Below are 13,447 nucleotides of genomic sequence, written 5' to 3'. Positions count from 1 at the left end.
CTGGGTGGCTGAGCCCGTCGAAGCCAGACTTCTCAAAAAGAATTCCGACACAGGAGAATCAGTGCTCGAGTCAAACACTTTCGATGAGCTTCGCATCGGCCTCGCCACCGCGGACCACATCCGCGCGTGGTCGTACGGTGAGGTCAAGAAGCCCGAAACCATCAACTACCGCACCCTGAAGCCCGAGAAGGACGGTCTCTTCGGAGAGCAGATCTTCGGGCCGTCCCGCGACTGGGAGTGCGCGTGCGGCAAGTACAAGCGCGTCCGCTTCAAGGGCATCGTCTGCGAGCGCTGCGGCGTGGAGGTCACCAAGAGCTCCGTCCGTCGTGAGCGCATGGGTCACATCGAGCTCGCCGCTCCCGTCACCCACATCTGGTACTTCAAGGGTGTCCCCTCGCGTCTCGGCTACCTGCTCGACATGGCGCCGAAGGACCTCGAGAAGGTCATCTACTTCGCCGCCTACATGGTCATCTCGGTCGACGAGGATGCTCGTCACCGCGACCTGGGCACGCAGGAGAACAACATCCGTCTCGAGCTGAAGACGCTCGGCGACCGTCGTGACGCCAAGATCGCCGAGCGCCTCGCTCGTCTCGAGGAGGAGCTCGCTGCTCTCGAGGCCGAGGGCGCCAAGGCCGACGCCAAGAAGAAGGTGAAGGACGCCGCCGAGAAGGAGATGTCCCTCATCCGCAAGGGCGCCGACGAGGCGATCCTCAAGCTGGAGCGCGTGTGGGAGGACTTCCGCACGCTCGAGGTCGGCGCACTCCGTCCCGAGGACGACGTCTTCCACGAGCTGCAGGACCGCTTCGGTCAGTACTTCGAGGCCTACATGGGCGCCGAGTCGATCCAGCGTCGCCTCGCGGCGTTCGACCTCGCTGCCGAGGCGGAGAACCTGCACCTGCAGATCTCCGAGGGCAAGGGCCAGCGCAAGATCCGCGCGATCAAGCGCCTGAAGGTCGTCAACTCGTTCCTGGAGACCGGCATGAGCCCGGCCGCCATGGTCCTCGACGTCGTTCCGGTGATCCCGCCGGAGCTGCGCCCGATGGTGCAGCTCGACGGTGGCCGCTTCGCGACCTCCGACCTCAACGACCTCTACCGTCGTGTGATCAACCGCAACAACCGTCTTCGTCGTCTGATCGACCTCGGTGCCCCCGAGATCATCGTCAACAACGAGAAGCGGATGCTGCAGGAGGCCGTCGACGCACTGTTCGACAACGGTCGCCGTGGTCGTCCCGTCACCGGTACCGGCAACCGTGCCCTGAAGTCGCTCAGCGACATGCTCAAGGGCAAGCAGGGTCGCTTCCGTCAGAACCTGCTCGGCAAGCGCGTCGACTACTCGGGCCGTTCGGTCATCATCGTCGGACCGCAGCTCAAGCTGCACCAGTGCGGTCTGCCCAAGCAGATGGCTCTGGAGCTCTTCAAGCCGTTCGTGATCAAGCGCCTGATCGACCTCGGTCACTCGCAGAACATCAAGGCGGCCAAGCGTGCGGTCGAGCGCACCCGTCCCGAGGTCTGGGACGTGCTCGAGGAGATCATCCGCGAGCGTCCGGTGCTGCTGAACCGTGCACCCACCCTGCACCGTCTCGGCATCCAGGCGTTCGAGCCGCAGCTCGTCGAGGGCAAGGCCATCCAGCTCCACCCGCTCGTCTGCGCGGCGTTCAACGCCGACTTCGACGGTGACCAGATGGCTGTGCACCTGCCGCTGTCGGTCGAGGCTCAGGCCGAGGCCCGCGTGCTGATGCTCGCGTCGAACAACATCCTGAAGCCGTCCGACGGCCGCCCGGTCACCCTGCCTTCGCAGGACATGATCATCGGTCTGCACCACCTGACCACGGTCAAGGAGGGCGCAGCCGGTGAGGGTCGTGCATTCGGTTCGGTGGGCGAGGCGATCCTGGCCAAGGACGAGGGCACCCTCGACCTGCAGGCCAAGGTCCGCATCCGCATCCCGGGTCTGACGTTCCTCGAGGGCGACGCTCCCGAGGGCTACGAGCGCCACGGCCTCGTCGACGCCTCGCTGGGTCAGGCGATCTTCAACGACACGCTCCCGAAGGGCTACCCCTTCGTCCGCGAGCAGGCTGACAAGAACAAGCTGTCGCAGATCGTCAACAAGCTGGCCGAGGAGTACCCCAAGGTCGAGACCGCCGCGTCGCTGGACCGCATCAAGGATGCCGGTTTCTACTGGGCCACGCGCTCCGGTGTGACCGTCGCCCTGAGTGACATCCTCACCCCGCCGAACAAGGCGGAGATCGTCGCCGGCTACGAGAAGCAGGCCGCGAAGGTCCAGTCGCAGTACGAGAAGGGCCTCACGACCGACACCGAGCGTCGTCAGGAACTCATCAAGATCTGGACCGAGGCGACCGACGAGGTTCAGGCCGCCATGAAGGCGAACTTCCCGGAGGACAACACCATCAACCGCATGGTGTCCTCGGGCGCCCGTGGTAACTGGCTGCAGATCCGGAACATCGCCGGTATGCGTGGTCTGGTGAACAACCCCAAGGGTGAGATCATCCCGCGTCCGATCATCTCCTCGTACCGCGAGGGTCTGTCGGTGGCGGAGTACTTCATCGCGACGCACGGTACCCGTAAGGGTCTGGCCGACACCGCTCTGCGTACCGCCGACTCGGGTTACCTGACCCGTCGTCTGGTGGATGTCTCGCAGGACGTCATCATCCGCGAAGAGGACTGCGGCACGTCGAAGGGCCTCGAGCTCCCGATCGCCGCTCCGAACTCGCAGGGTGAGCTGGTCCGCGACGCGAACGTCGAGAACTCGGTGTTCGCTCGTACCCTGGCCTCCGACGTCGTCAGCGAGTCGGGCGAGGTTCTCGCCTCGGCCGGAGACGACGTGGGCGATGTCCTGATCGACAAGCTGGTCGCTCTCGGTGTCGAGACCATCAAGGTCCGCTCGGTTCTGACCTGCGACTCCGCCGTCGGTGTCTGCGCGCAGTGCTACGGCCGTTCGCTGGCGACGGGTAAGACCGTCGACATCGGCGAGGCCGTCGGCATCATCGCGGCCCAGTCGATCGGTGAGCCCGGTACCCAGCTGACGATGCGTACCTTCCACACCGGTGGTTCCGCGTCGGCAGACGACATCACGCAGGGTCTGCCCCGCGTGCAGGAGCTGTTCGAGGCTCGTACCCCCAAGGGCGCGTCCCCGATCGCCGAGGCCGATGGTCGCATCACGATCGACGAGACCGACAAGGGCAAGAAGGTCATCCTGACGCCCGACAGCGGCGACGAGCCCGTCATCTACCCGGTGCTGCGTCGTGCGACGCTGCTCGTGGAAGACGGACAGCACGTCACCGTCGGTCAGCCGATCCTGGTCGGAACGCTCGACCCCAAGGAGATCATGCGCGTCATGGGTGCTCGCGAGGTGCAGCGTTACCTCGTCGGCGGCGTCCAGGGCGTGTACCGCTCGCAGGGTGTGCCGATCCACGACAAGCACATCGAGGTCATCGTCCGTCAGATGCTCCGCAAGGTCACCGTCGTCGATCACGCCGACACGACCCTGCTCCCGGGTGAGATGGTCGACCTCAAGCGCTACCAGGCGATCAACCGCGAGGCTGTCGCCGAGGGCAAGCGTCCGGCTTCCGGTCGTTCGGAGCTGATGGGTATCACGAAGGCGTCGCTCGCGACCGAGTCGTGGCTGTCGGCTGCGTCGTTCCAGGAGACGACCCGTGTGCTCACCGAGGCTGCCATGCAGGGCAAGCGCGACCCGCTGGTCGGTCTCAAGGAGAACGTCATCATCGGTAAGCTCATCCCCGCCGGAACGGGACTCTCGAAGTACCGTGACGTCACGGTCGAGGCGACCGAGGAAGCCAAGAGCGAGCGCTACCCGAACCGGATCTTCGCATCCGACGGTGCGTACGCCGACGGCGACTTCGGTTACGTCGACTTCGACGCGTTCTCGACGGACGACATCACGCCCGGTACGTACAACTGATACAGCTGACGCACTGAGTGACTGAGAAGGCCCCGGGGTTCACCCCGGGGCCTTCTTCGTGCGCGCACGCGCATCCGATCCCTCGCGCGGGGGAGGAGAAATCGTGCCGTGGGGGGACCCGGGCGGTACCACCGGCGGATGGCAGGGCGAGGCGGAGACGCTTTGCTGGAGTTGATCGCTCTCGACCGCGGCCAGGAGCCGCGTCGGGGCGGCGTCTCTTCCCGGTCGGACCGAACGAAACTCCTCTCACACATGACATTCCTCACGCGCGCCAGCCTCGCCAACCGCGCCATCGTCGGCCTGATCACGATCGCCGTCGCCGTGTTCGGCATCATCGCGATGTCGTCGCTCCGCCAGGAGCTGACGCCGTCGATGACGCAACCCGGTGCGTACATCTCGGTGAGCTCCAGCGGACTCTCGCCCGACCAGATGGTCCAACTCGCGACCGAGCCCGTCGAAGAGGCCCTCGGCGGGGTGAGCGGACTCACTTCGGTCAGCTCCACCACGCAGAGCGGCAATGCGCAGGTGATGGTCAGCTGGCCGTTCGAGCTCGATGCGGACGAGACGCTTCGCGCGATCAAGGCGGCGGTCGACGGGGCCAAGGCAGCGCTGCCGAAGGACGCCACCGTCGTCGTGCAGTCGGGTTCCGCATCGGAGCTGCCGGCGATGGTTCTGAGCGCGGGCTCGACCACCGATGCCGAGACCTTCGCCGAGGCGCTCGAGCAGAGCGTCCTGCCCGAGATCCGTGCGGTCTCCGGGGTGCGTGCGGCCACGCTCGAAGGCCGCGAGTCCCAGCAGGTCGAGGTCTCACTGCGACCGGCCGACGTCGAGCGTCTGAAGGTCGACCCCGCGATGGTGCTCGCGGCGTTGCAGAGCAACGGCGCGGTGCTGTCCGCCGGTCAGGTCGGCACGGATGAGGGGCAGGTCGCGGTAAACGTCGGCCCTGGCACCGACAGCATCGAGGCCATCGCTGCGCTTCCCCTGCAGGTCACCGAGGGCGCGGTGCAGATCCAGGATGTCGCCGACGTCACGCTGAAGCCCCAGCCGGCAGGCTCGCTCTCGCGCGTGAACGGCAAAGCCGCCCTCACGATCCAGGTCATGCCCGCCCTCGGGGCGAACGCCGTCGAGATCTCGCACGGCGTCACCGCGATCCTCGATCGATACAGCGACTCGCTGAAGGCCGAGTTCGTTCCGATCTTCGATCAGGCGCCCTACATCGAGCAGTCGATCGAAGACCTCTCGACCGAGGGTGGTCTCGGGCTGCTCTTCGCGGTCATCATCATCTTCGCGTTCCTGCGCTCGTGGCGTTCGACGATCATCGCGGCCGTGTCGATCCCGCTGTCGCTGCTCATCACGATGATCGCGCTGCTCTGGACCGACAACACGCTCAACATCTTCACGCTCGCCGCGCTCACGATCGCGATCGGACGCGTCGTGGACGATTCGATCGTCGTGATCGAGAACATCAACAGGCACGCCGAGAGGAAAGTGCCGACGGTCGCGGACATCGTCGCCTCGGTCAAGCAGGTGTCGGGTGCGATCATCGCCTCGACGGCCACGACGATCGCGGTGTTCCTGCCGATCGCCTTCGTGTCGGGCGTCACCGGACAGCTGTTCCGTCCGTTCTCGATCACGGTGACGATCGCGCTCGCCGCGTCGCTCGTGGTCGCGCTGACGATCGTCCCGGTCCTGGCGTACGTCTTCCTGCGATCGCGCGGGGCGCGACGCTCCGCAGCGGCGACCGCGGGCGGCGTGGCCGCTGCGTCGGAGGCGGAAGCCCCCGTGGAGGATGCCGAGTCGTTCGCACGCGCCGAGATGAGCGCACCGGAGGATCGGCTGCAGCGGGGGTTCATGTCCTTCCTCGGGGCGACGCATCGGCGTCCGGTCATCACGCTCGCCGCGTCGACGGCCGTGCTGCTGGGGACATTCGTCCTCGCGACGCAGATCCCCACGGACTTCCTCGGCGAGTCCGGCCAGCAGAGCATCACCGTGACGCAGACCCCGGAGAAGGCCGCCACCGTCGAGGATCGCGTCGCTGCGGCCGAGCCGGTCGAGCGCGCGCTGCAGGGCGTCGAGGGCGTCGAGAGCGTCCGGTCCACGATCCCTGGAGCATCCACGAGTGCCGGCGAGGAGAACATCAACACGTTCGACGTCACGCTCGAGAAGGGTTCGAAGGCCGCGGAGGTCCAGGACGGGATCGATCGGAAGCTCGCGAAGCTCGGTGATCCCGAGCAGTTCGAGGTGCAGACCGCGGATGCCGGCGGCGGGGGAGCAGGGATCGATCTGCGCGTGATCGGCGACGATCCGAAGGCGCTGGCAGCGGCGAGCGACTCCCTCATCGAGGCTCTCGAGAAGGAGAAGAGCGTCCAGAGCGCTTCGAGTGATCTCAGCGGAGAGCAGCCGATCGTGCAGGTCACAGTGGATCCTCTCAAGGCAGCGGCTCTCGGTTTCGATCAGCAGCAGATCGCGGCAGCCATCACGGCCGCCCTGAACGGGACGCCGGCGGGGAGCGTGGTGCTCGACGGGCGAGAGCGTGACATTGTCATCCGCACCGGAGCCGTCAGCGGAGGAGCCGACGCGGTCGCCGCGATGGCGCTCCCGGTGACGTCCAAGCAGACCGCAGCTGCGCAGAAGGCGGCGCTCGATGCGCTGGAAGCCCAGCAGAAGCAGAAGGCGGAAGAGCAGACGGCGAAGGCTGCCCGCGAGATGGACGACCAGATCGCCGAAGCGAGCACTCAGCGCTCGCAGCTCGGAGAACAGCTCGGCTCCCTGCGAAGCCAGCTCGCCCAGCTGGAGGCATCCGCACCCGTGGTGCCGGCACCGCAGACACCGGAGACGCAGGCGGCGATCGACGCCGAACGCGAGCGTCAGGAGCAGATCGCGGGGATGCTGTCGGCGATCGGGCAGGCGCAGGCCGGCATCGAGGCCGCTGACGCGCAGATCGCACAGCTCCGCGAGGGCCGGGCCGAGTCCGCTGCGCAGCAGGAGGAGGCCACGCGCCTCGAGGCCGAGCAGAAGGCGGCGTCCGAGGTGCGAGGCACGGCCGTGCGGGTCGGCGATGTCGCGACCGTGACCGAGGAGATGACGGCACCGTCGATCTCGCGGGTCGGCGGCGAGCGGGTCGTGACGATCACGGTCACCCCGAAGAGCGGTCAGCTCGACGCAGCCACGAAGGCCCTGGACGCGGCCACGGCGCAGTTCGACCTCCCCGCAGGTGCACGCTTCGAAGTGGCCGGCGTCTCCGCCGATCAGGATGATGCCTTCGGACAGCTCGGCCTCGCCATGCTCGCGGCGATCGCGCTGGTCCTGCTGGCGATGGTGATGACCTTCCGCAACCTGCGTCAGCCGACGATTCTGCTCATCGCCGTGCCGTTCGCCGCCACCGGTGCGATCGTCGGACTGCTGCTCACCGGCACGCCGCTCGGCCTCCCGGCGCTGATCGGACTCCTGATGCTCATCGGCATCGTGGTGACCAACGCGATCGTGCTGCTCGACCTGGTCAACAAGCTGCGCGAGGGTGGGGCCGATCTCGCTGAGGCGGTCTACCACGGAACGCGACTGCGTCTGCGCCCGATCCTGATGACGGCGACGGCGACGATCTTCGCGCTGCTCCCGATGGCGTTCGGGATCACGGGAGGCGGGGTGTTCATCTCCCGTCCGCTCGCGATCGTCGTGATCGGCGGCCTCATCAGCTCGACCCTTCTCACGCTGGTGCTCGTGCCGATCCTGTACCTGCTGCTCGAACGCTCGCGTGAGCGCCGCATGGTCAAGCGCGCAGAGCGGCGGGCGCGGCGCGAGCAGGAGAAGCTCGACGCGCAGGAGCCGGGTGAGGACGAGGGCGTCGCGGTCTTCGACGACGGCTCCGAGGGCACGGACGACAGCGTGCCGGCGGTGCAGCGCGAGTGAGCGCCCGACCGCCGGCCGGCGCGCGGTCGTCAGTCGAAGATGTGCGCGACGATCGACGACGTGTAGCCGGACGGCGACAGGTTGGAGTACCGGGTGTCGATCATGATGTCGTCACGCCAGAACAGCGTGCGTCCGTCGGTCACCGGATACTGCGTGTTCGGCCAGGTCTTCTCGCAGCGGGTGCCGCCGTCGGGGGTGAAGCAGGCGAAGCCCTCGGTGTCGGCGAGTGCGTTGAGCATGTCGAGCGCCGGGCCGCGATTCATGGCGGAGATCGTCGTGACGAGCCTGGTGGTGTCGGCTCGGGGATCCGCCCAGATGCACGTGAGCGTGCCGTCGGTGCCGACGCCGGACGGGCCGAACGCGGCGTCGTTGAGGGGCGTGCCCTCGAGCTGGGCGAGTACATCGTCGGAGAGGATCGCGCGGCAGTCCGTCGGCAGCGCGACGCCCTTCGCGGTCGGCGAAGGGCTGGGGGACGGCGTTCCGGTCTCGACGGGGCCATCGGATGCTCCGGCCGACGGACTCGGCGATCCGCCCGCGTTTCCCGAGTCGTCGGATGCCGGTCCGCACGCGGTGAGGACGGCCACGAGGAGGAGTGCCGCGGCGCCTGCGGGGAATCGCGCGTTCATGGCCACACCGTAGCGCGGTTGCGGTTCGGGGGACAGCATTCGTGCGGCACGCTCGCAGTGGCGCGTCGCGGTAGGGTCGGCGGATGAGCATCGAGACTTCCACCGCAGGATCCGTCGTCGTGATCGGCGATGCCCTGATCGACGAGATCCGCGACGATTCGGGTGTGCGGGAGTTGGTCGGCGGGGCCGCGCTCAACGTGGCGGTCGGGCTCCGACGTCTCGGCGTCGCGACGACGCTCATCGCGATGGTCGGCGAGGACGAGGCCGGAGCGCACATCCGCGAATACCTCTCCGATCACGGAGTGCGTCTCATCGAGAGCGCGGCTCCGCACGGCTCCTCGCGTGCAGTCGTCCAGCGCGCGGCCGACGGGGAGCCCGACTACGTCTTCAACGAAGCGGCCCGGAAGCGCAGCATCCGCTATTCCGGCGAAGCTCGCCAGGCCATCGCGGAGGCGGGACTGGTCGCGATCAGCTGCTTCCCCTTCGACGTGCCCGCCGAGGTGGACGCCCTGCTCGAGGCCTCAGCGGGGGCGCGCCTGGCGATCGATCCGAATCCGAGGACCGGCATGCTGAGCGATCGGGCCGAGTTCGTGAGGGGCTTCGAGCGGGCTGCGGCGGGTGCCGACATCGTCAAGGTCGGCGCCGACGACGCGGCGATCCTGTACGACGGCGACCTCGCCTCGCTGCGCGCTCGACTCCGCGGCATCGGAGTCGGGGCGGTGCTCGCGACGGCGGGTGCCGACGGCGCGCTCCTCGAGACGGATGCCGGGACCGCTGCGGCCCCGATCTCGGACCTCCCCGGCCGCGTCGTCGACACGGTGGGTGCGGGGGATGCGACCCTTTCGGCGGTCGCCGCCGGCCTCGTTGCGGGGACCCCTGCAACGCTCGACGAGTGGCGCGCGCTGCTCACCCGCGCCATGGACATCGCCGCCGCGACGTGCCGTGCCGAGGGCGGTTTGCTCCGCACGCCGGAGTCTCTCGCGGAGGCCGAACGAGGCGTCTTCGGCAGCTGACGGGCCGATTTCATGTGCCCGCGTCTGGCGGGTATGATGGTCTTTCGTGCCCCCGGTTGGCTGTTCAAGTCGGACGGGTGCGCTCTGGCGAGTTACCCAAGCGGCCAAAGGGATCTGACTGTAAATCAGACTGCATCGCATTCGGGGGTTCGAATCCCTCACTCGCCACCAGACCATAGAGGCCCGGAATCTCGCAGAAGTTTGCGAGTCCGGGCCTCTGGCGTTGACGGAGGACGATCAGTCCATCCCCTCGGAACCCCTCCGTGGGGATGGCAGAGTCTCGTTGTGTCGGAGCTGTCGGCCATGATGGGATCGTGAACTGGACTCCTCGGGATGGCGACGCTTCGAACCATCACACGCTCGTCGACGGTATTCCGCCGTACATGGCCAGCCCGCTCCAAGACTGGTTCCGCAGCCAGTTCGCCTACAGGGCATCGGGCCGAGTTGGTCTGAGGTACAACATCGAGAAAATGCAGCGATACGATCTCGCGACTCGCTCAAACCCGTTGGTCGAGGCCTTGCGTACCATCGGTCCCGATCGACTATTCGATTCATTCAACGCTGAGCAGGCGTTGCGCATCATCGACTGGACCATCTACGACAACGCGGGGCGGCTTGCTGGCTATGGCGGACCTGATCAAAACAAGAAGCTCGAAGACATCCTTAGCGCCGGTAGCTCGATGTGGAAGGTCGGGCAACGCGAAGGCGTAGCTGGGCTGGAGCGCCGAGTCCCCGAAGGCGTGCAGCAAGCGGCAGAGGCGGCGATGTCGGTTCCGGGCGCAGGGGCGCTCTTGTCTGAGGCATGGCATGCGGCGTTCGGACGCTCGCCGGACTACGAGGAAGCCTACGAGAAGGCGATTAAGGCTGTCGAGGAGGCGGGTGTGCACGTCGTGACACCGAACAACTTGAAGGCGACGCTTGGAACGCTGGTCCGTGACATGAAGGCTCAGGCTAACTGGAAGCTGGATCTTCCGACGACCGATGCGGACGTTCCTATCAAGATGGCCGAGGCCCTTTGGGCCGGTCAGGAAAGCCGACACGGCGGTAACGGCTATAGGAAGCCCACCCAGGCTGAAGCCGAAGCTGCAGTTATGCTCGCAGTTCCCCTCGTCCAGTGGTTCACTTCGGGAGCCATCGCTCGCCGCTAGCCAGTCGCACCGCCGATTCGCTGAACCGGCGTGGCCGACGCGCTGAGGGCATCGAGTCCAGCCATGTCGTGCGTTCCGGCGAAGAGGTGCATATAGGTGCTGTAGGTCACGTTGATGTTCGAGCGCCCCATCCACTTCGCCACGTCGTGGATGTTGTACCCGGCGGCTGCACACGCGCTCGCGTAGAATCGCAGACCCGTTCCCCTGGCTATGGAGCTTGCTGTCCCCGCTCGTGTACGTGATCGGGCGTCACGCCGTCATCCGACGCCGAGGAGGGAAGGGGGCAGCTCCTCTCATCGTGACGATCGCGATCCAGGTCGCCGTCTTCATCGCGACGATGGTCTGGACTGTGGCGCTGGTGCTGCAGGTCACGGCGGCCATCCTGCCTGGGAAGTGATCGAGCCGGTGTTTGACGACGCGCCGGTCCAGTGGACGCAGGTCCAGCTGATGCAGGGATTCGATGATCCGTCGCCGGTGACAATCACTCCGTGACACCGAGGCCCTGCATCCGCCACACTGAGTCCCATGGGATCAGCGTTGACCACCATCGGATTACCCGTCGCCCTCGGCATCATCATGCTGGGGCTCGGACTCAGCCTCACTCTCGCCGACTTCGCGCGGGTGCTGAAGCAGCCCAAGGCGGTGATCATCGCGCTGCTCTGTCAGCTGCTGCTGCTTCCGGCGATCTGCTTCGGTCTGGTGCTCGCGTTCCAGCTGCCGCCGATCCTCGCGGTCGGCATGATGATGCTCGCCGCATCGCCGGGCGGCACGACGGCGAACCTGTACAGCCACCTGTTCCGGGGTGACATCGCGCTCAACATCTCGCTGACCGCGGTGAACTCGGTGATCGCGGTGATCACCCTCCCGCTCATCACGAACTTCGCCATCGCCTACTTCCAGCCGTTCGACGACAGGCTCGGACTGCAGTGGTCGAAGGCGCTCGAGGTGTTCGCGATCGTCCTCCTGCCGGTCGCGCTCGGAATGCTGATCCGTCGGTTCTGGCCGCGGTTCGCCTCGGGCATGGACAAGCCCGTGCGCATCGCATCCGTGATCATCCTGATCGTCGTGATCGCCGGTGCCGTGGCGTCGAACTGGGCGCTCCTCGTCGCCAACTTCACCCAGCTCGCCCTGATCACCGTGCTGTTCTGCGTGATCAGCCTGACCATCGGGTTCCTCGTCCCGCGGTGGCTCCGAGTGGGCAGGCGACAGGCGATCGCCACCTCGTTCGAGATCGGCATCCACAACGCCACGCTCGCGATCGTGATCGCACAATCCGTGCTCGGCTCGGTCGAACTGAGCCTCCCCGCGGCGGTCTACGGCGTGCTGATGTTCTTCATCGCCTTCGGATTCGGATTCCTCATCCGCGACCGTTCGGCGGCGGAAGCGGGAGCCCCGGCCTCGACGGCACCAGAGGGTTCATAGACTGGAACGATGCGAGCGCTCACCGAAGCCGAAGTCCGGGCATCGTTCGTCAATGCGGACGAGGGCGAGCTGCGCACCCTCGAGATGCCGCACGACTTCGTGCTCGTCGACTGGGACTACCTCGACTTCTTCGCCTGGCGGGACCCGAGTGCGGCCAAGCGCGGGTACGTCCTGATCCAGCACGAGGGCGGCGTCGCCGGGGTCGTGCTCCGTGCGTCCGAACCGGGCAGGGGGCGCTCCGGCATGTGCAACATCTGCCATACGATGCAGCCGGGAAACCAGGTCGCCCTGCTCTCGGCACGCCGCGCCGGAGACGCGGGCCGTCGCGGAGACTCCTTCGGCACCTACATCTGCGCGGACCTCTCCTGCCACGAGAACGTGCGGCTGGCGCACCCTCTCGCGCCGAACGAGGTGCGCTCACCCGGGCAGGTGGACTTCCGGCTCGACGGAACCCGTCGGCGGATGGAGGCGTTCGTCTCGCGCGTCTGGGCGCAGGACTGATCGCGGTTACGCTGGACCCACACGTCCCATGCTCGAAGGAGAAGCCATGAGCGATGCCATCCTGTTCTCGGTCGATGAGGGGATGGCGCGGCTCACGCTGAACCGTCCGACCCGGCTCAACGCATTCAACGCCGACCTCGCCCACGCCTGGAAGGACGTGACGGCCGAGGCCACGTCGAGAGCGGATGTGAAGGCGATCCTGCTGGACGCCTCCGGCCCGGCCTTCTGCGCCGGTGGCGACGTCATCGACATGGCAACGACGATGGGGTCGTCCTCCGGTGCCGACATCACGGCGCTCGCCGAAGTGATCAACGCCGGCATCCGCTCGCTCACCGAATCGTCGGTGCCCGTCGTCGCCGCGGCGCATGGGACGACGGCCGGCGGAGGGCTCGGCATCCTGCTCTGCAGCGACTACGCCGTCGTCGGATCGCGTTCCCGGCTCGGCAGCCTCTACGCGAACATCGGTCTCACTCCCGACCTGTCGGTCTCGGCGCAGCTCGCACGCGCGGTCGGACAGCGCCGCGCGCTGCAGCTCGTCCTGCAGGATCGCCTTCTCACCGCCCAGGAGGCGGTCGAGTGGGGCCTCGTCGCGGAGGCTGTCGAGGGAGAGGATGCCGCGGCCGAGGCGGAGCGGGTGCGGGCTCGTGGCGAAGAGATCGCGCGCTTCTGGCTGGCCGGAGCCGCCGACGCGTACGGACAGGCGAAGCACCTGGTGCGTTCTCAGCCGGAGCGTTCGTTCGTCGAGCAACTGAGCGAGGAGGCCCGTTCGATCGGGGCCGCCCTCGAGACTCCGGATGCGCAGGCGCGGGTCGCGGCCTTCGCGGCGGCATCCGCGAAGAGATCCGTCTGACTGCTCCTGCACCGCCAGCACTTCCGCGATGACTTCGCCCGGTT

General features: G+C 67.1%; 9 protein-coding genes and 1 tRNA gene. 9 read left to right on the top strand and 1 reads right to left on the bottom strand.

From position 1 onward, the window contains the following. Nucleotides 1-61 precede the first annotated feature (61 nt). Both rpoC and ABS642_RS09020 read left to right on the top strand, forming a co-directional pair. Nucleotides 62-3,937, top strand: coding sequence for a DNA-directed RNA polymerase subunit beta' (gene rpoC / locus ABS642_RS09025; RefSeq protein WP_282214323.1), 3,876 nt, complete (start codon nt 62-64; stop codon nt 3,935-3,937). Nucleotides 3,938-4,189: 252 nt separating this feature from the next. Beyond that, on the top strand, nt 4,190-7,843 hold the full coding sequence (locus ABS642_RS09020) for an efflux RND transporter permease subunit (protein WP_350353056.1): 3,654 nt from the start codon (nt 4,190-4,192) through the stop codon (nt 7,841-7,843). Between the two features lie 29 nt (nt 7,844-7,872). Here ABS642_RS09020 and ABS642_RS09015 read toward each other — a convergent pair whose 3' ends face one another. After that, nucleotides 7,873-8,469: a hypothetical protein gene (locus ABS642_RS09015; protein ID WP_350353055.1), complete on the bottom strand. Its 597-nt coding sequence runs from the start codon at nt 8,467-8,469 to the stop codon at nt 7,873-7,875. An 83-nt stretch (nt 8,470-8,552) separates the two neighbouring features. On the opposite strand from ABS642_RS09015, the gene ABS642_RS09010 reads away from it, so the two are divergent. From ABS642_RS09010 to ABS642_RS08980, 7 genes are all read left to right on the top strand, one after another. Next, on the top strand, nt 8,553-9,482 hold the full coding sequence (locus tag ABS642_RS09010; protein ID WP_350353054.1) for a PfkB family carbohydrate kinase: 930 nt from the start codon (nt 8,553-8,555) through the stop codon (nt 9,480-9,482). 86 nt (nt 9,483-9,568) lie between these two features. Further along, nucleotides 9,569-9,653: transfer RNA gene (locus ABS642_RS09005), tRNA-Tyr, on the top strand. Nucleotides 9,654-9,796: 143 nt separating this feature from the next. Continuing rightward, a complete protein-coding gene (locus tag ABS642_RS09000) occupies nt 9,797-10,630 on the top strand; it encodes a hypothetical protein (RefSeq protein ID WP_350353053.1) in 834 nt (277 codons plus the stop codon). A gap of 217 nt (nt 10,631-10,847) precedes the next feature. Continuing rightward, the gene (locus ABS642_RS08995; protein ID WP_350353052.1) at nt 10,848-11,027 is read left to right on the top strand and encodes a hypothetical protein; all 180 of its coding nucleotides are present in this window, start codon (nt 10,848-10,850) and stop codon (nt 11,025-11,027) included. A gap of 128 nt (nt 11,028-11,155) precedes the next feature. Continuing rightward, nucleotides 11,156-12,052 carry a bile acid:sodium symporter family protein gene (locus tag ABS642_RS08990; RefSeq protein WP_350353051.1) on the top strand — a complete coding sequence of 299 codons (897 nt, stop codon included), beginning with the start codon at nt 11,156-11,158 and terminating at the stop codon, nt 12,050-12,052. Between the two features lie 9 nt (nt 12,053-12,061). Then, nucleotides 12,062-12,553: an FBP domain-containing protein gene (locus tag ABS642_RS08985; protein ID WP_350353050.1), complete on the top strand. Its 492-nt coding sequence runs from the start codon at nt 12,062-12,064 to the stop codon at nt 12,551-12,553. Nucleotides 12,554-12,599: 46 nt separating this feature from the next. Beyond that, entirely contained in the window at nt 12,600-13,403 is an 804-nt protein-coding gene (locus tag ABS642_RS08980; RefSeq protein ID WP_350353049.1) for an enoyl-CoA hydratase/isomerase family protein, read from the top strand. Nucleotides 13,404-13,447 lie beyond the last annotated feature (44 nt).

The sequence above is a fragment of the Microbacterium sp. A8/3-1 genome (assembly GCF_040267695.1).
Taxonomy (GTDB): Bacteria; Actinomycetota; Actinomycetes; order Actinomycetales; family Microbacteriaceae; genus Microbacterium; species Microbacterium luteolum.
Note: the sequence above shows the minus strand (reverse complement) of the source record. Positions and strands in the feature narration are given on the sequence as shown.